An 18,213-nucleotide genomic window follows, 5' to 3' on the forward strand; every position below is an offset into this window, starting at 1 on the left:
ATTATGGATATTAGAGAGATTCAAAACCTAATCAAATTTGTAGCTAAATCAGGTGCTACAGAAGTAAAATTAGAAATGGACGATTTTAAAATCACCATAAAAACAACAACTGAAGGAGCTGAAAGCACTACAACTTACGTGCAACAAATGCCTATGCATGCAGCACCTCAAATGGCCGCTCCACAAGTAGCAGCAGCACCAGCAGTGACAGAGGCACCAGCAGCAACTCCTGCAGCTGATGATAATTCAAAATATATCACAGTAAAATCGCCAATCATTGGTACTTTCTACAGAAAACCAGCTCCAGACAAACCAATGTTTGTAGAAGTAGGTTCAACCATTGGAAAAGGAGATGTTCTTTGTGTAATTGAAGCAATGAAATTATTCAACGAAATCGAATCTGAAGTGTCTGGTAAAATTGTAAAAGTTTTAGTAGATGATTCATCTCCAGTTGAATTTGATCAACCATTATTCTTAGTTGATCCGTCATAATAAAGTTAGAAGTTAGAAGTTGGAAGTTAGAAGTTTTCTTTCTTCATAATTGTCTAATTGACACATTGTCTAATTATCTAATTAAAAAAACATGTTTAAAAAAATATTAATTGCCAATAGAGGTGAAATTGCACTACGTGTAATTAGAACTTGTAGAGAAATGGGCATCAAAACGGTTGCGGTTTATTCAACTGTTGATGCTGAAAGTTTACACGTAAAATTTGCTGATGAAGCGGTTTGTATTGGACCTGCACCAAGTAAAGATTCTTACTTAAAAATGTCAAATATTATAGCTGCTGCCGAAATTACAAATGCAGACGCTATTCACCCAGGATACGGATTCTTATCTGAGAATGCGAAATTTTCAAAAATTTGTCAAGAGCATGGTATCAAGTTTATTGGTGCTTCTCCAGAGATGATTGAAAAAATGGGAGACAAAGCTACGGCAAAATCAACGATGATTGAAGCTGGAGTTCCTTGTGTTCCAGGTTCTGAAGGGATTTTAGAATCTCTTGAAGAAGCTAAAAAAGTAGCAAAAGAAATCGGTTATCCCGTAATGATGAAAGCTACTGCAGGTGGTGGTGGTAAAGGTATGCGTGCTATTTGGAAAGAAGAAGAACTTGAAAAAGCTTGGGAAAGTGCACGTATTGAAGCGGCTGCAGCCTTCGGAAATGACGGTATGTATATGGAAAAACTGATTGAAGAGCCACGTCATATCGAAATTCAAGTTGTTGGAGATTCTTTTGGAAAAGCGTGTCACTTATCAGAAAGAGATTGTTCAGTTCAACGTCGTCACCAAAAATTAACTGAGGAAACTCCTTCACCATTCATGACAGATGAATTACGTGAAAAAATGGGTACAGCAGCAGTTAAAGCAGCAGAGTATATCAAATATGAAGGTGCTGGAACCGTTGAATTCTTAGTTGACAAACACAGAAACTTCTACTTCATGGAGATGAATACACGTATCCAAGTAGAGCATCCAATTACAGAGCAAGTTATTGATTACGATTTAATTCGTGAGCAAATTTTAGTTGCTGCTGGTGTGCCAATTTCTGGCAAAAACTACTATCCACAATTACATTCTATAGAATGTCGTATTAACGCTGAAGATCCTTATAACGATTTCCGTCCTTCACCAGGTAAAATTACGGTTTTACACGCGCCAGGAGGACACGGAGTACGTTTAGATACACACGTTTACGCTGGATATACAATTCCACCAAATTATGATTCTATGATTGCTAAGTTGATTACAACAGCTCAAACTAGAGAAGAAGCTATCAATAAAATGAAGCGCGCTTTAGATGAGTTCGTAATAGAAGGAATCAAAACTACAATCCCATTCCACAGACAATTAATGGACGAACCAGATTATGTGGCTGGAAATTATACTACAAAATTCATGGAATCTTTTGTAATGAAAGATCCTCAAGAATAATAACTAAAAAAGCGATTTCAATTGAAATCGCTTTTTTTATGTTTTAAAAAGGCGGAGGTGGTGGTGGCTGAATTTTATTATTATCGTTGTATAAATTTACAGGAAGATATAATTCAAAAACAATATTTATATCTTCGTTATTATCTATTGCCTGTTTTAAGTTTTTTATGAAATCATTTAGATAATCATTTTCTAAGTTATTGATTTTTCTATCCTTTATTTTAAATGTCAAGTTATTGTTTTTTATTTTGAAATCAACAACAACTTTGTTTTTTAATGATCTATCAAAATATATTATTCTTTTAATAGTGTCTTTTTTAACGAAATGTTTTTGAGAAATGTATTCAACTTTTTCAAGTTCATTAAAAATCTGTTTAAGTTTATTCTTTTCTATAGCTTTATTTTTTGATATGATTTCAATTGATGAATAATCGGAATGATAAATAAAAACTTGATTTTCTTTGTTTTTACAACTAAAAGAAAAGAAAAATGTAAAGTATAAAACTAATTTGATATTTTTTGTTTTCAATTTTTAATGTGTTGGTTTTTATCCTAAACTTTTTATTAATTCCTCAATTTCTAGTTTCTGATTTTCATACTTCAATCGCAACGGATTGACTTCTTTTTCAGAACGGTCGTAATACACCATCGCTTTTTCTGCAAAAAACTTTTGATGATGTACAGAAGCCTTCGGAATTAAAGGGAATTCTTTGTGAAACAACATTTCGTAATACGCTTGCCATTCGCGCTCGTTTTTGTCTTGCATGGCAATTCCTGGTGCTTTTTGTTTAACATGCATCATTTCGTGAGCCAATAAATTCAAAACCAAGACCAAAGAAAATGAAAACGTATTTTTAGGAATTCTAACAATTTGAGGTCCGCCAATAATTCCTTCAGCTGTCATTAAAATACTGTCGGGTTGAATTTCGTCTCTAAACTCAAAACCTCCAAAATTAGGATGCTCCATTTCGTAGATCTTTAAAAGCCACAAACCCGCTTCTTTCACTAAATCATGCTTGTGAAAGGTTTTGATGGTAAGTTCTATGTCTTCGAATGGCATCATTTTAAGGTCAAAAATCAAATTTAAGAGCAAGAACAATTTGAAAATTTAACTTGCTCTTGCCCTTGAAATTTTAAAGCGTTTCTTTCAACCAACCAAAAAATTCTCTTTGCCAAACCAGCGCATTTTGTGGTTTTAGTACCCAATGGTTTTCATCTGGGAACAACAAGAATTTACTTTTAATTCCTTTTAATTGCGCCGCTTGAAAGGCTTCTTGTCCTTGTCCAATTGGCACACGGTAATCTTTTCCGCCTTGGATAATTAAAATCGGAGTATTCCAGTTGTTGATTAACTTAATTGGATTGAATTCGTTATACGTTTTTTGAGCTGTAGCATTATTTTTTTCCCAATAAGCGCCACCGGAATCCCAATTCGTAAAGAACACTTCTTCTGTAGTTCCATACATACTTTCTGTATTGAAAATTCCACAGTGCGAAATGAATGTTTTGAAACGGTTTTTGTGAATTCCAGCCAATTGAAATACAGAGTAACCTCCATAACTCGCACCAACAGCACCTAAACGCGTTTTATCTACAAATGATTCTTTTGCTACATCGTCAATTGCTGCTAAATAATCATCCATTACTTGTCCGCCCCAATCGCCTGAAATTTGTTCGTTCCAAGCCGTTCCATGTCCTGGCATTCCTCTACGATTTGGTGCCACAATTACATAACCTTGCGAAGCCATTAATTGGAAATTCCAACGGAAAGAATACGATTGTGTCAACGCACTTTGTGGTCCACCTTGGCAGTATAAAAGCGTTGGATATTTTTTAGTTTTATCGAAATTTGGAGGTAAAATTACCCAAACCAACATTTTTTTGCCATCGGTAGTCGTAACCCAACGTTTTTCTGTTTTACAAGAAGCGATTTTAGCGTAAGCTTCATCGTTTACTTTAGTAATTTGTTTCCAAGTTTTCTTAGCTAAATCATAAGAATATACTTCTGGAGCATGGTTCATATCGTTTCTAGTTACTATAACCGAAGTTCCTGAGAAACCAACAATTCCATTCACATCAAAATCGCCATCCGTTAATTGAGTTATACGAACAGCAATTTTTGTTAAACCTGGAAAATTAACTTCAAAAAGTTGTTTCGTTCCTTTAATTGGAGCAATGAAGTATACTTTTTTTCCATCGGTACTCCAAGTAAAACTATCAACTGTTCCGTCCCAACCAGCAGTTAAATTGATGTCTAATCCTCTATGACGAACGATAATATCATTTTTATCGGCTTCATAACCATCGCGTTTCATTTGTAACCAAGACAAATCACCTTTTGGAGAAAAAATCGGATGCGTATCGTAACCTAAATTGCTTTCGGTAAGATTTTTTGTGGTTTTGGTTGCTAAATCGTATTCGTATAAATCAGTGTTAGTGCTTGTTGCATAAGCAGTTCCTGCTTTTTTTTTGCAAACGTAGATGATTTTTGTTCCATCAGGTGACCAAATGTAATCTTCATCACCACCAAAAGGTTTTTGAGGTGCATCAAATGGTTCGTTTGGCATAATATCAATTCCAATAGCATCTTTTTTATTTTCGGAATAGAAAACATGGTTGTGAGTTCCATCATTCCAAGTGTCCCAATGACGATAATCTAAGCCTGTATACACTTGGGCAGTAGTTTTTGATAATTCTGGATAAATGTCTTTTCCTAATAATTTCTCTACTTTCACCTCTTTTGAAAATAAAAGGTTTTTTCCATCATGAGAAACGTTTTTATCAGCTAATAATGATTTATAATCTTCCACCAAAGTTGCATTTCCACCTTGAACTGGAATCGTGTAATATTTTGAATTGATTTTATTTTCTTCAATGGAAGGCGTTCCGACTTTATAAACCAAAAGTTTTCCATCTTTTGAAATTCCTAAAGGTGTTACTCTTCCTAATTGCCATAAGGTTTCTGGAGTTAGGTTTTGCTGTGCTAATGTACTCATACTTATCATGCTGAAAATGAGAAAAATGTAATTTTTCATATCTGTTATTTTTAAAACGAAGCTAAATGTAGCAATTTTTTCAAAAAATATGCCTATTTTCACAATCTTAAAAGCAAACTTGATAATGAAAAAATTAGCACTACACTGGCAAATATTACTAGGAATGGTTTTCGGGGTTTTATTTGCTTTTATATTGATTCAATTTACATGGGGAAAAGACGTTATTGTGGATTGGGTAAAACCATTCGGAACCATATTTATTAATTTATTAAAGTTAATTGCAGTTCCACTTATTTTGGCTTCACTAATTAAAGGAATTTCTGACTTAAAAGATATTTCTAAGCTGTCTAAAATGGGCGGAAGAACTATCGGATTATATATACTAACAACGGTTATTGCTGTTTCTATTGGATTAGTAATTGTTAATATTATTAAACCTGGAAGTTTTATCTCTGAACAAACTAGAACCGAATTAGTTTCAAGTTATACTGCTGATGCTAATTCAAAAATTGAAGCAGCAAATAAGCAAAGTGAAGTTGGTCCATTACAATCATTGATTGATATTGTTCCTGATAATATTATTAAAGCTTCTGCTGATAACGGAAATATGTTGCAGGTAATTTTCTTTGCAGTAATTTTTGGAATTGCTATGATTTTATTGCCTGAAGATAAATCTAAGCCCGTTAAAGATTTTTTCGATAGTTTCAATGAAATTATTTTGAAAATGATTGATATTATCATGTTGTTTTCGCCTATTGGTGTTTTTGCATTACTAGCTGCTATTGTAGCCGAATCACCAAGTTTAGATTTATTTAAAGCACTTGGGATGTATGGCTTAACCGTGATTATAGGATTAATTTTAGTAATGTCTTTCTATTTATTTTTGGTTAAAGTATTCGCTAAGAAAAGCCCAAAATTCTTTATCAATGGAATTTCTCCAGCTCAATTATTAGCTTTTTCAACGAGTTCAAGTGCAGCTACTTTACCAGTTACTATGGAAAGAACGGTTGATAATTTAGGAGTTGATGATGAAGTAGCCAGTTTTGTTTTGCCAATTGGTGCCACAATTAATATGGATGGAACCAGTTTATATCAAGCGGTTGCAGCTGTTTTTATTGCACAATCTTTTGGTATGGATTTGTCTTTAGCTACTCAATTAGGAATTATTGTTACCGCAACTTTAGCTTCTATCGGAAGTGCCGCTGTTCCTGGTGCCGGAATGGTAATGTTGGTAATTGTGTTAGCACAAGCTGGAATTCCTGAAGCAGGTTTAGCTTTAATTTTTGCCATTGACCGACCTTTAGATATGTGTAGAACTACTGTTAATGTTACTGGAGACGCTGCAGTTTCTATGATTGTAGCTAAATCTGTAAATAAATTGGCATAGCTATGAACGATTTTCATTGGACCAAACTTTTTAATCCTGAGTTCTACATTACTATGGAAGTCGGTGGAATTCCTATTGGAATCTACATGGTTTTATTCATCGTTTTTGCAGAAACAGGTTTGTTTGCTGGATTTTTTCTTCCAGGAGATAGTCTTTTGTTTCTTTCGGGAATTTATAGTCGTGAATTAGTTGAAACCTTTTTCATGATTCCAAGTGATTTATCTAATGTTACGATTTTGGCATTGTTGATTGCTACAGCGGCAACTTTAGGAAATATTTTTGGGTATTGGTTTGGTGCCAAAAGTGGTCAGTTTTTATACAATAAAGAGGATAGTTTCTTTTTCAAAAAGAAATATTTATACGAATCGCAAGCGTTTTTTGAAAAACATGGAGGAAAAGCTATCATTTTTGCTCGTTTTCTTCCTATAGTTAGAACTTTTGTGCCCATTATCGCAGGAATTGTTCACATGGAAAAAAGTAAATTCATGTTTTATAACGTGTTGAGTTCGCTTTTATGGTCGTTTCTTTTGGTTTTTGCTGGACATTATTTGTACGGATTCTTTAACGAAGAATTTGGCATCGATTTAAAGAAACACATCGAAAAAATAATCCTAATTTTAATTGCAGTAACTACTTTTCCATTGGTTATGAAAGCAATTAAAGCAAGAAAAAATACAACGGATTAATTATTACTTTGTAATAAGTTATTCAACTCTTGCTTGATTTTATCAGAATCAGGAGAAGGTGCTTTTGAATTTGAAATTTCACCGTTTGAGTTAATTAAAACATATCTTGGAATAAAATCAATAGCTAGTTTTTTTAAGTATTCTGAGGTTTTTGGATTAATGATGAAATAACTATTTTCGTTTAGTTTCTCAAATTGATTTGCTTTTTTCCAAGCTTCAAAGTTGGCATCTGTAGATAAGTATAAAAACACAATTTCTTTTTCTTTGAATTCTTCGTGTAATTTTCTCGAACTTGGAAATGCAGCTCTACATGGCGCACACCAACTCGCCCAAAAATCTATATAGATTATTTTACCTTTATTAGCTTCAATAAAAGATGATAACGTAGTTGCTTTTTTGTATTCGTCATATAAAACAACTTCTGAAGTATTTTGCTTTAAAGCTTCAATATCAACTAAAAAGGCACTTTCAAAACCTTCGATTAATTTTTTATCGTTTGAATGTTTTTTAAAAATTGAGATATAAGTTGATAGCTTTTGTGAATCTGTTTTTGCAATTCGATTCAAATAAACGTACAACAAATATTCTTTTGCTTTTGCAGAAAACAAGTCCGATTTCTCAATTTGAAGGAAACTATTTTCGCTATCTTCATACTGAATGCTAACATCTTTAGTTTTGGTTTTGTTGTTAGTGGTTTTTAGTTCAAAATCTTTAATTTCTTTTTCGTATTTCTTAATTTTAAGTTCGTTTTTTACATATAATTCCAAAAAATAGCGATACGATTTTAACCAAATTAATTCTTCGTTTTGAAGATTGTTTTTATAATCAAAAAAATTTGTTTTTGTATCTGTATTTAACGTGTAAAAAGTAATGTAATTCAATTGCGCATCATACGTTTCTTGTGAAATTTTATCCAAATTTAAAAGTTCATCCAATGCTACTTTAGAGCTTTGAATAAAGCTAGCTAACTCCGTTTTATATTCTTTTTCTTCTTTTGAATTTCTACTTCTTTTATTCGTTTGATAAAAGACAAAATTATCAATCGGAAAACTTAAATTTAATTGGTGTTCAAGGTTTAAATCAAACGGTTTTACCGCTCTGTTTTGAATTTTGAAATTTGGAAATCCTTTTTCGTAATCAATTTCAACCACATCATTTGCATACAAAATGACCCTTGAACTTTTATTCAATTCTTTCCAATTGTGAATTAAAAAAATCTTATCCGATTCAATATTCAATTGTATCGTGTCGTTTTTTTCTTTGTTATTTGGTGAAAGATAAGTTTCTCTGTACGAATTGTGTTCCGAATAATTTATTAACGAATTCATTCTTTTAAATCCTGAAGTTTCTTCAAAATGGTAATTGCTTTTTTTGAAAACTAGGGTTATACTTTTTGAGGAATTTTGGGCAGAAATAATTTGGCTAAAAAACAGCGTTGTAAAAAGTAAATAAATTCTCATTTTTTCAGATTTTTATATCATAACGCAAATAACGAGATTTAGTGTGTAACTAAAAACAAATTCTTACATTTACTTTTTAAATTTAGAACAATGCAACTCAGTTATTGGGAAATAAAAAATTGGTTTTCAAACGTAGATTTTACTATCGTTGGTAGTGGAATTGTAGGTTTGCATACTGCATTAGCTTTGCGCGAACGATTTCCTTCATCAAAAATTTTAATTCTCGAAAAAGGTGTTTTGCCTCAAGGAGCGAGTACAAAAAATGCTGGTTTTGCTTGTTTTGGAAGTATTTCCGAAATCATAGACGATTTAAAAACGCATACCGAAGAAGAAGTAATACAATTGATTCAAAAACGATATGCAGGATTGCAATTGCTTCGAAAAAATCTCGGTGATTCCGTTATTGATTTGAAACCTTATGGTGGTTATGAGTTGTTTTTGAAAGAAGACGAATCGTTTTATAACGAATGTATTCAAAAAATACCGTTCATTAATGATATTATCAAACCGCTTTTTAAAACGGATGTTTTTTCGAAAGAAATAGATCGATTTAATTTTGGAGGTATTTTCGAAAATTTGATTTTCAATCCATTTGAAGCGCAAATCGACACTGGGAATATGATGCAAGCGTTGCTAAAAAAAGCATATCAAAACGACATCCTTATTTTAAACAATCAAACAGTAACAAGCTTTCAAGAACTAAACGATGGTGTTGAGGTGGAAACTAACGGAATTACATTCAAAACCAATAAATTATTATACACCACAAATGGTTTTGCATTGCAATTGACCAATAATCAAGTTAAGCCGGCAAGAGCGCAAGTTTTGATTACAAAACCAATTCCGAATTTAGATATTAAAGGTACTTTTCATTTAGATAAAGGCTATTTTTATTTTAGAAATATCAACGATAGAATTCTTTTTGGTGGCGGAAGAAACTTAGATTTCGAAGGCGAAACTACTACTTCACATGATACAACCGAATTGATTCAAAATAAATTGGAAGAGTTATTAAAAACTGTAATTTTGCCACATCAAACGTTCGAGATTGAACACCGATGGAGCGGCACTATGGGCGTGGGAACACACAAAAAACCTATAGTAGAACAACTTTCAAACCATGTGTATTGCGGAGTTAGAATGGGGGGAATGGGAGTTGCCATTGGCAGTTTAGTCGGGCAAGAATTAGCAGATTTGATATAAAATATTATGAAAAAAATTTACTACTTATTATTACTACTTTCTCTAAATGTTTTTTCACAAGTTGTTGAAATAGATATTAATGGGAATTTTAAAATTAACGGAACAAGTTCTGTTTGGTGGAGTTATAGATATAGACCATTAGGAAGTGGTACTTATATTAATGGAGGAACAGTTTATAGTAGTTCAACAACTATTAAGCTAAATCCTTTCATAACTTATGAATTTAGTAGAAATTTTTATAATTCTTTTGGGCAACCAACGGTTTGGGAAGCCGATTTCGTTATAAATGGGAATTATCCTAGTATTTTACCTAAGAGTGTTGGATATTCTTATGACTTTGAAGGGAGTGATTTAGATGAAGGTTGGAGAGGATATAGGCTTCAAAATGTCACTTCTAACACTTATAGTAATGTCCAAGAAGTATTAGTTCCTGGTTATAGTGTTTCTGGAGAATCTTTATATATGGGATGGGTTAGTAATTATGGAGTTATGTTAGTTTCTCCAAAAATATCCGACTTATCAACAGATAAAAAGTTTTCTTTTTATATAGATAGTTATCAAGGAAATTATAATATACAAATTGGTACTATAAGCAATCCGTACGATCCTTCAACTTTTCATCCATTAAGCAATGTTAGTTTGAATGGGGGTGCTGGTTTTCAAAAAGTAGATGTTTTTATGAATAATTATCAATCGGGAGATTCTTATATTGCAATTAAGAGTCAAGGCACTTTTGGAGATATTTATATTGATGATTTTACTTATGAGCAATCTGTAAATTGTTTTGACAATACTAACTTGAACATTTCAAATATTACTCAGTCTACAGCTTTAATAAATTTTGATGCAGATATCAATCAAACTTCATGGGAAGTTTATAAGAAAGATGTAACGCATAATATTGTAGAGACATTTTTAGTTAACCAAACCCCATTTTTATTAGAAAATTTAACTGGAGAAACAACATACGAGATTAAAATTAGAGCTAATTGTGCCGTTGGTTTATATTCAAATTGGACACCGTTAGTTAGTTTTGCTACACCTTGTGAAAATATTAATTCAGGATATTCGACGAGTTTTTTAGAATCAAGTTATATAGATCCATGCTGGACCACCTCAACACTCTACAGTAATATTTATCAAGCGCCAATAGGGGGTAATACAAGTATTATTCCTAGGACAGGAACAAAGTATATACAAATGTATAATAGTTCCACTTCAACATCACAAAAATCATTTTTAATTACACCTTACATTAATGATTTGGACAATAATAAAAGAATAAAATTTTATCTAGTTTCAAGAGGTGATTCTGATTATAATTTAAATCCACTAGTAATAGGTACTTTATCAAATCCAAATGACACAAGTACGTTTGTGCCTTTTTCTACGATTTCACCGCTTGAAATGAATGAAATTAATGGTTTTGAGGTTAATGATTATTGGAAAGAGCATATTGTGTATTTAGATAGTTATAATACGAACTTGAATCATAATTATATTGCAATTAAGCAAGGAAATATTGGTAGTACATTTCATATTGACGATTTTACTTATGAGGATATTCCATCATGTAAGGAACCATTTAATTTAAAATGTATTAAAACAGATTATAATTATGCTGAAATAGTATGGGATAATGTATCTTCTCAATCAAACACATTTTCAGAAATAGAGTATGGTCCAACTGGTTTTGTTCCAGGAACCGGGACAATTGTAGTTGTTAATTCAAATACTTTTATTTTGACTAATTTAAATTCTAATCAAGAATATGATTTTTATGTAAGAAATAGCTGTAGTTCAGGTTACAGTGACTGGTCGGATAGAGGAACATTCAAAACTAGATGTGAAGGGGTTTATGCAGGTTATGTTGATGGTTTTGAAACAGGAAGTTTCGATACAAATACTTGTTGGAGAAGATTAACAGCACAAATAAGGAGGTCTTTTTATTCGCCAAATTCTCAAATTAATTATGATTCTCAAAGAAGACATACGGGAAATAAATCAATTAATTTGTATCACATTAATGCAGGAATTCAAAATAATCAAATAGAACGAAAGATTCTCGTTACGCCAAGACTAATTGATTTCGATAACGAAAAGAAAATTTCTTTTTGGTCTTACTTAAATTTGGTTGGAGCAACAATTGAGATAGGAACTTTGTCTAATCCTGATGATTTTACAACCTTTACTTTATACAAAAGGTTATCTGGTTTAGCGATTAATCAATGGATTCAAAATTTTGTAGATTTTTCTACATATTATGGTACTGATAAATATGTAGGCATTAGAATTGCGGATGCTAACAATAATAATACATTAGTTTTTATTGATGACTTTGAGTATTTACAAAATGATTGCACAAGACCAAGTAATTTAATGGCAAGCCAAATTAGTTTAGACGGTATAGAATTGAGTTGGCAAACAAATAGAAGTGCTTCAATAGACTGTCAAATTGAATATGGAGAAATCGGTTTTACTCCAGGAACAGGGACTATAATTAATACAACTTCGATTCCTACGATTATTTCAGGGTTAAATCCAAACACCAAATATCAATTCAGAGTCAGAAATAATTGTTCGTCAAGTACAATTAATTGGAGCGATTTTTACGATTTTAAATCTTCATGTTATGTTACATCACCTTATTATGAAAACTTTGATGCCTATATAACAGGGAGTAATGTAAACTTGCAACCGGATATCTGTTGGACAACAAATGAAAATTGGCAGAGTTCAATTTACATGCATATATCCAATTCACAAATACCAAATTTTACAAGTTCTCCAAATTCTTTAAAAATTTCAAATAGTGGTGAAATTGAAAATGCATATTTGATTTCACCATACATAGGTGATTTTAACAACAATAAGAAGCTTAAATTTTGGGTTTTAGGACAGGAAAGAGATGCAGTTGAGACAATTTCGGTTGGTACAATAAAAAATCCATTAGATTTAAATACGTATGAAGAATATCAGACAATTGATTTAGACGATATTCCTTTATATGGTAAGGAAATTTATGTTGACTTTGAAAACTATTTAGGATCTAATAAAATGTTTGTTATTAAATTACCAAAAGAAATTTTACATCCTCCTGGTATTGTTGGTAATATGGTTGAAATTGATAATGTTATTTTTGAAGATAAAAATGGGTGTAAAGAACCAATAAATATTCATTTTACTCAAATAACTAATAATTCAGCTTTAGTTGAATGGGATAATACAAATGGTTCTTTAATTGAAGTTGAATATGGACTCCAAGGATTTATACAAGGTACAGGAGTTCATTTGAGTACTAATTTAAATGAACTAAATATAAATGGACTTTTAGAGGCAAGTAATTATGATTTTTATTTCAAAACAGTATGTAATGTTAATAATTCAGTTACTATCGGTCCTATTAAACTAACAACAAGTTGTTCTTCTAATCAATTACCTTGGATTGAAGATTTTCGAAATTTGTCACAATATGGGACAAATATTTTGCCTGAATGTTTTAAATATTTAATTGGTAATTTCAATTTGAAAAATAGCCCACAAACTTTATTTTCGAATTCATTCTACAATCCTGATCATATTATAAATGGTTATGATGATAGTACCTATTTACATTTTTTTAATAATTATTCAACAAGAATTCATTCTCCAGTCTTTAATCTTATTTCAGGGGTTACATATAAGTTTAGTTTGCAAGCAAGAAAATCTTATCAATATAGCCCAATGCAGATTTTGATGTCAGTGGGAAGAGGGCATGAGAGTCATTATATGGAAACAGATTTAGGTATTAATGGAGTTTTGTCCGAGTATAATTACAATCAGTTAGATTATTATTATACCCCAATTATTTCTGGTACATATAGTTTTTTAATTAATCCAATATACAGTGGTTCTGTTAATTTGATTGCGGATAATTTTGAATTAAAAGAAGGTTATGAAACTATTATTGATAATTCGGGAGTTTTTGATTTTCAAAATGGTATAGACAACAGACTTATATTGGAAAGTACTCAAACTAATGTTGTAAATATTGTTCCAGAAATTAATAATACTTCAAATAAAGTTTTAAGAATGTCTGGTTCTAACAATAATTCTTTATTTAAAATTTCTCAAGGAGATATTTGGTTAGATAATCAGAGATTTATTTCTAAAGTCGATTTTAAAATTAGTAGTCAAAATTTTTCACAATTATATTTAAGTTTCAGATTAAAGCAAACTTATAAAGATTCATCTGATAAATCAAGATTTAGAGTTGTTGTAAATGGAGTTGTATTAAATAATGAAATTATACCTTTGACTAGTAATTCAGATAATTTTGAAACATATCAATATGATTTAACTCCTTTTTTAGGTCAAGACATTAGAGTTTCATTGCAGCATATTGGTGAAAGTAATGCTGGTAATGGTGATAATGCATATTTAGATGATTTAACGTTATCTTCAGCTTTAAATTCTGAAGAGTTTACAAATGAGAATTTGAGTGTCTATCCAAATCCAACAAACAATGTTTTAAATATTTTAGGCAATAATATTTATGAGGTTTCTATTTATAATTTAAGAGGTCAAGTTTTAATGAAAATGAAAGAAATTGAAGGAAATAATATTAAGTTAAATTTGTCGAATTTTGAAAATGGTATTTATTTGGCAAAAATATTATTTAATAATAATGTCCAAAAAACAATTAAAGTCATTAAGAAATAATTTAAAATGGCAAAAAAAACTACTCCAAAAAGTAAATCACCAAAATCTCCCGCAAAGAAAAGAACCACTGGTCAAAAGATTTTACGTTTCTTTTGGTTGCTTTTTTTATGGTTTAATATCATCAGTTTTTCGGTTGTTTTGTTGTTCAAGTTTGTTCCCGTTCCATTTACGCCTTTAATGGGAATAAGAGCTTTAGAGCATAATAGTGCCGGAAAAGATATGGTTTGTAGTCATGAATGGGTGCCAATTGACGAAATTTCATTAAACCTTCAAAAAGCGGTTATTGCTAGTGAAGATGGTCGCTTTTTAGAACATTGGGGTTTCGATTTTGAAGCCATGCAAAAAGCTTTCAAGAGTAATTCAAAAGGTAAAAGGCTAAAAGGCGGAAGTACTATTTCGCAACAAACCGCAAAAAATGTTTTCTTATGGCAGGGAAGAAGCTATGTTCGTAAAGGTTTAGAAGCATATTATACGGTTTTAATTGAACTAATTTGGGGTAAAAAACGTATTATGGAGGTTTATCTTAATAGTATCGAAATGGGAGATGGCGTATATGGAGCAGAAGCCGCAGCAAAACATTGGTACAGAAAAGACGCGTCGAGTTTAACACGTTATGAAGCTGCCGGAATAGCCGCAATTTTACCAAATCCAAGAGAATACAAAGCATCCAATTCTTCCTCTTATATCAACAGAAGAAAAGCCAAAATCAGCAGAGAAATTGGTTACGTGAAATTGGATTATTAAAAACACAAATTTGAAAAAAACAATATTAATAACAGGCGCTTCAAGCGGAATTGGTAAAGAAACAACGTTGTATTTTGCAAAAAATAATTGGAACGTTATCGCTACGATGATTTCAATTGAGTTGGCCGAAGATTTAGCAACAACTCCAAATGTATTTTGCTACGAGCTTGATGTAACATCATCGGATAGTATTACAAAAGCAAAAGATAAAATTTTAAACAATCACAAAACCATTGATGTTGTTCTAAACAATGCGGGTTTGGGTTACAGAAGTTTTGTAGAGTTGTCTGAAGATAATAAAATTGATAACATTGTTAATGTTAATTGGTTGGGCGCTGTTAAAGTTTGTAGGGCTTTCATACCCGTTTTTAGAGAACAAGATTTCGGGCAATTCATTACTATTTCTTCGATTGCAGGTTTGGTTAATTTACCGTTAGGGAGTTTTTATCATTCCACAAAACAAGCAGTAGAAAGTTTTTCGGAATGCATGGCGTATGAACTTCTTGATTTTAATATTAGCGTTAGTACAGTTCAATTTGGTAATGCACCTACTTCTTTTCAGGCTAACGTAACAAAATGTACTGCTACTGAAATTGATTCTTACAATAAATTGATGGATAAAGTGACTGCGATTTTACATAAAAAAACTAAGAAAAACACCAATCTAACACCAATAATCACTAAAACTTTATTGCATATAGCAGAAAATCCAAAGAAAAATTTCAAGCGATACACCATTGGCTTTGACGCTAATTTTATGAGTTTTATTAGACGTTTATTAGGATATAAATTATTTAATTCGTTAATTCGAAAATCGGTTTTAGGCCATTTTTAATTTTATATCATCTAGTAATCAATAATTTAAAAACGTAATACTATGAAATTAGTCATTTTAGCTTTAAGCTTTGTAATGTTAACCGCTTTTGGAACAGTAGAAAAAGTAAGTTTAAACAAAACGTCAAATTCTGAAATTGTAATTGGCGAAAGTTTTTCCCTTATAAACGATTCAAAAGACAAAATTTCGATTCACACCGGAACTGGCTTTGTGTCTTTGAATAAAGGTTCGAAAACAAGTATTGGATGTAATGTTGGTAAAGAAGTACGCTGGGCAAATGAAGGTAAAAAAGGGGATGTGATTTTTAAAATTACTGCTGATATGTGCGGAAAAACCTTAAAATTATCTGAATTGATGAAATAACATATTTCTAATTATAATTTAAATCCGAAAGCAATATTGTTTTCTGATTTTTGTTTTTACAGTAACATTTTATTTATCTGTTCGACTAATTAAGAAAACTAAAAATTATGAGAGCACACGAAATAGACTACCATATTTATGGTGAAGAAATGCAATATGTGGAAATCGAATTAGATCCACAAGAAGTAGTTGTTGCTGAAGCTGGAAGTTTTATGATGATGGAAAACGGCATCAAAATGGAAACTATTTTTGGAGATGGAAGTCAAGAACAACAACAAGGTGTTTTCGGGAAACTGTTATCAGCAGGGAAACGCGTTTTAACAGGAGAAAGTTTATTTATGACAGCTTACCAAAACCAAGATATGGGAAAACGTAAAGTTTCATTCGCTTCTCCTTATCCTGGAAAAATTGTGCCTATTGATTTGCAACAATTTGGAGGAAAGTTTATTTGTCAAAAAGATTCGTTTTTATGCGCTGCAAAAGGAGTTTCTGTTGGGATTGAATTTTCTAAAAAATTAGGAACAGGACTGTTTGGAGGTGAAGGTTTCATCATGCAAAAAATAGAAGGAGATGGAATGGCATTTGTCCATTCTGGTGGAACTTTAGCTAGAAAGGAATTAAAATCTGGCGAATTACTTCGAGTGGATACAGGATGTTTAGTTGGGTTTACTAAAGATGTAGATTACGATATTGAATTTGTAGGAGGAATTAAAAACACTATTTTTGGAGGTGAAGGAATTTTCTTTGCAACACTTCGCGGACCTGGAATTGTTTACATTCAATCATTACCATTTACACGTTTAGCCGATAGAATTATTGCATCGGCACCAAAAGCAGGAGGAAGCGGAAGAGAAGAAGGAAGCTTACTTGGAGGTTTAGGAAGAATGCTTGACGGCGATAACCGATTTTAATTTAACATATTTTTATGTATTGATTTTCAGTAGTTTAGATTAAAATTTATAATTTTATTAATCTAAACTCTGGAAATCATGAAAAATAAAACAGTGTTACAAAATGGATTTCTAATTTTTTTAGGAATCGGATTGTTTTTCCTTTTAATGGATTTATTAGGATTGGCAAGTAAAAATTACCTTCGCTTTTTAAATGCTTTTATAGTTTTATATGGTATTCATAAAACAATAAAGCATAATTACCTAAAAGGGAAGATGGACTACTTTGAAAATTTATTTTCTGGTTTTATTACTGGAGTGTTTGGTGTTTTTTTAGGGATAATTGGGCTTATATTTTTTATTTATCTAAAAGGAGGAGAAAGCTATTTAACAACATTATCAGACACTTTCTTTTTTGTTGGAAAAATAAATATCATTCAATATTGTGGTGTTTTATTTTTTGAAGGCGTTGCTTCTAGTTTAATTGGTGCTTTTGTATTGATGCAATTTTACGGAGATGTCGCAATTAGTCACAAGTACTAAATAGGTCTAAGCGTATTGCTATACGTAATGATAAATTGAAATTTTCCCTTAGTAACTTTTTTCATCAAGTAAACATATTTGTGTTTGCTCGACTTTTTAGTGGGAATTAAGATTTCTTTTTTAGAGCTTACATCTTTAATTACCAAATCTTGTTGGTTGTTAAAACTTAAATAAGAAGCAATTCTATTGTTTAAATTAGTTATGGGATATTCAGAGTAGATCGTTTTTCCATTTTGTGAAATGATGATTTTTTCTCCTTTGTACACTTGAGTCAGGAATAAAATACTTTTGTTACTGCTTTTAGCATTTGCTTCTTTCTGAATATTCTCGATTTCTGTTTTGGAAGCACTTCTAAAGTCATCACGATACACACTTTTTACTGTCGAATTACAACTTTGTAATCCAATGGAAATGATTAAAACGAATATAAAAACTAGAATTCTCATAAATAGAAAACCCGTTTTTTTAAGTT

Annotated in this window: 16 protein-coding genes; 11 read left to right on the forward strand and 5 right to left on the reverse strand. The window is 31.3% G+C overall.

What is annotated here, in order from left to right; genetic code table 11:
• Positions 1-3: 3 nt before the first annotated feature.
• Both accB and accC read left to right on the forward strand, forming a co-directional pair.
• Positions 4-492, forward strand: a complete 489-nt coding sequence (gene accB, locus B0I03_RS06660) for an acetyl-CoA carboxylase biotin carboxyl carrier protein (protein ID WP_111566672.1) — start codon at positions 4-6, stop codon at positions 490-492.
• Positions 493-583: 91 nt separating this feature from the next.
• Positions 584-1,933 (forward strand): acetyl-CoA carboxylase biotin carboxylase subunit, encoded by a 1,350-nt coding sequence (gene accC, locus B0I03_RS06665; RefSeq protein ID WP_111566673.1) that lies wholly within the window; start codon positions 584-586, stop codon positions 1,931-1,933.
• Positions 1,934-1,976: 43 nt separating this feature from the next.
• On the opposite strand, the gene B0I03_RS06670 is transcribed toward accC, so the two are convergent.
• The 3 genes from B0I03_RS06670 to B0I03_RS06680 form a co-directional block, all read right to left on the reverse strand.
• The gene (locus B0I03_RS06670; RefSeq protein ID WP_111566674.1) at positions 1,977-2,462 is read right to left on the reverse strand and encodes a hypothetical protein; all 486 of its coding nucleotides are present in this window, start codon (positions 2,460-2,462) and stop codon (positions 1,977-1,979) included.
• An 18-nt stretch (positions 2,463-2,480) separates the two neighbouring features.
• Positions 2,481-2,996: a hypothetical protein gene (locus tag B0I03_RS06675; RefSeq protein ID WP_317048045.1), complete on the reverse strand. Its 516-nt coding sequence runs from the start codon at positions 2,994-2,996 to the stop codon at positions 2,481-2,483.
• Between the two features lie 70 nt (positions 2,997-3,066).
• On the reverse strand, positions 3,067-4,968 hold the full coding sequence (locus B0I03_RS06680) for a S9 family peptidase (RefSeq protein ID WP_181452358.1): 1,902 nt from the start codon (positions 4,966-4,968) through the stop codon (positions 3,067-3,069).
• Positions 4,969-5,053: 85 nt separating this feature from the next.
• Between B0I03_RS06680 and B0I03_RS06685 the strand changes: the two genes are divergently transcribed.
• A complete protein-coding gene (locus B0I03_RS06685) occupies positions 5,054-6,316 on the forward strand; it encodes a dicarboxylate/amino acid:cation symporter (RefSeq protein ID WP_111566713.1) in 1,263 nt (420 codons plus the stop codon).
• A gap of 2 nt (positions 6,317-6,318) precedes the next feature.
• Positions 6,319-7,002: a DedA family protein gene (locus tag B0I03_RS06690; RefSeq protein WP_111566677.1), complete on the forward strand. Its 684-nt coding sequence runs from the start codon at positions 6,319-6,321 to the stop codon at positions 7,000-7,002.
• Here B0I03_RS06690 and B0I03_RS06695 read toward each other — a convergent pair.
• Positions 6,999-8,462 (reverse strand): TlpA family protein disulfide reductase, encoded by a 1,464-nt coding sequence (locus B0I03_RS06695; protein WP_111566678.1) that lies wholly within the window; start codon positions 8,460-8,462, stop codon positions 6,999-7,001. The genes B0I03_RS06690 and B0I03_RS06695 overlap by 4 nt on opposite strands.
• 90 nt (positions 8,463-8,552) lie before the next feature.
• Between B0I03_RS06695 and B0I03_RS06700 the strand changes: the two genes are divergently transcribed.
• The 7 genes from B0I03_RS06700 to B0I03_RS06730 all read left to right on the forward strand — a co-directional run bounded on the left by B0I03_RS06700 (position 8,553) and on the right by B0I03_RS06730 (position 17,741).
• Positions 8,553-9,665: an NAD(P)/FAD-dependent oxidoreductase gene (locus B0I03_RS06700; protein WP_111566679.1), complete on the forward strand. Its 1,113-nt coding sequence runs from the start codon at positions 8,553-8,555 to the stop codon at positions 9,663-9,665.
• Positions 9,666-9,671: 6 nt separating this feature from the next.
• Positions 9,672-14,366 (forward strand): fibronectin type III domain-containing protein, encoded by a 4,695-nt coding sequence (locus B0I03_RS06705; RefSeq protein ID WP_111566680.1) that lies wholly within the window; start codon positions 9,672-9,674, stop codon positions 14,364-14,366.
• A 6-nt stretch (positions 14,367-14,372) separates the two neighbouring features.
• Positions 14,373-15,110, forward strand: a complete 738-nt coding sequence (mtgA, locus tag B0I03_RS06710) for a monofunctional biosynthetic peptidoglycan transglycosylase (RefSeq protein WP_111566681.1) — start codon at positions 14,373-14,375, stop codon at positions 15,108-15,110.
• 10 nt (positions 15,111-15,120) lie between these two features.
• Complete coding sequence (locus B0I03_RS06715) at positions 15,121-15,945, forward strand: SDR family NAD(P)-dependent oxidoreductase (protein ID WP_111566682.1); 825 nt, start codon at positions 15,121-15,123, stop codon at positions 15,943-15,945.
• Positions 15,946-15,987: 42 nt separating this feature from the next.
• The gene (locus tag B0I03_RS06720) at positions 15,988-16,308 is read left to right on the forward strand and encodes a hypothetical protein (protein WP_111566683.1); all 321 of its coding nucleotides are present in this window, start codon (positions 15,988-15,990) and stop codon (positions 16,306-16,308) included.
• Positions 16,309-16,415: 107 nt separating this feature from the next.
• Positions 16,416-17,219: a TIGR00266 family protein gene (locus tag B0I03_RS06725; RefSeq protein WP_111566684.1), complete on the forward strand. Its 804-nt coding sequence runs from the start codon at positions 16,416-16,418 to the stop codon at positions 17,217-17,219.
• Positions 17,220-17,297: 78 nt separating this feature from the next.
• Positions 17,298-17,741: a hypothetical protein gene (locus tag B0I03_RS06730; RefSeq protein WP_111566685.1), complete on the forward strand. Its 444-nt coding sequence runs from the start codon at positions 17,298-17,300 to the stop codon at positions 17,739-17,741.
• Here B0I03_RS06730 and B0I03_RS06735 read toward each other — a convergent pair.
• Positions 17,738-18,187, reverse strand: coding sequence for a hypothetical protein (locus B0I03_RS06735; RefSeq protein WP_111566686.1), 450 nt, complete (start codon positions 18,185-18,187; stop codon positions 17,738-17,740). The genes B0I03_RS06730 and B0I03_RS06735 overlap by 4 nt on opposite strands.
• Positions 18,188-18,213: the final 26 nt, after the last annotated feature.

Source organism: Flavobacterium aquaticum (genome assembly GCF_003259835.1).
GTDB classification, from domain to species: Bacteria; Bacteroidota; Bacteroidia; order Flavobacteriales; family Flavobacteriaceae; genus Flavobacterium; species Flavobacterium aquaticum.

Coding starts and splice junctions, on each gene's coding strand:
- accB (WP_111566672.1), top strand. CDS start 4: ATGGATATTAGAGAGATTCAAAACCTAATCAAATTTGTAGCTAAATCA.
- accC (WP_111566673.1), top strand. CDS start 584: ATGTTTAAAAAAATATTAATTGCCAATAGAGGTGAAATTGCACTACGT.
- B0I03_RS06675 (WP_317048045.1), bottom strand. CDS start 2,996: ATGATGCCATTCGAAGACATAGAACTTACCATCAAAACCTTTCACAAG.
- B0I03_RS06680 (WP_181452358.1), bottom strand. CDS start 4,968: ATGAAAAATTACATTTTTCTCATTTTCAGCATGATAAGTATGAGTACA.
- B0I03_RS06685 (WP_111566713.1), top strand. CDS start 5,054: ATGAAAAAATTAGCACTACACTGGCAAATATTACTAGGAATGGTTTTC.
- B0I03_RS06690 (WP_111566677.1), top strand. CDS start 6,319: ATGAACGATTTTCATTGGACCAAACTTTTTAATCCTGAGTTCTACATT.
- B0I03_RS06695 (WP_111566678.1), bottom strand. CDS start 8,462: ATGAGAATTTATTTACTTTTTACAACGCTGTTTTTTAGCCAAATTATT.
- B0I03_RS06700 (WP_111566679.1), top strand. CDS start 8,553: ATGCAACTCAGTTATTGGGAAATAAAAAATTGGTTTTCAAACGTAGAT.
- B0I03_RS06705 (WP_111566680.1), top strand. CDS start 9,672: ATGAAAAAAATTTACTACTTATTATTACTACTTTCTCTAAATGTTTTT.
- mtgA (WP_111566681.1), top strand. CDS start 14,373: ATGGCAAAAAAAACTACTCCAAAAAGTAAATCACCAAAATCTCCCGCA.
- B0I03_RS06720 (WP_111566683.1), top strand. CDS start 15,988: ATGAAATTAGTCATTTTAGCTTTAAGCTTTGTAATGTTAACCGCTTTT.
- B0I03_RS06725 (WP_111566684.1), top strand. CDS start 16,416: ATGAGAGCACACGAAATAGACTACCATATTTATGGTGAAGAAATGCAA.
- B0I03_RS06730 (WP_111566685.1), top strand. CDS start 17,298: ATGAAAAATAAAACAGTGTTACAAAATGGATTTCTAATTTTTTTAGGA.
- B0I03_RS06735 (WP_111566686.1), bottom strand. CDS start 18,187: ATGAGAATTCTAGTTTTTATATTCGTTTTAATCATTTCCATTGGATTA.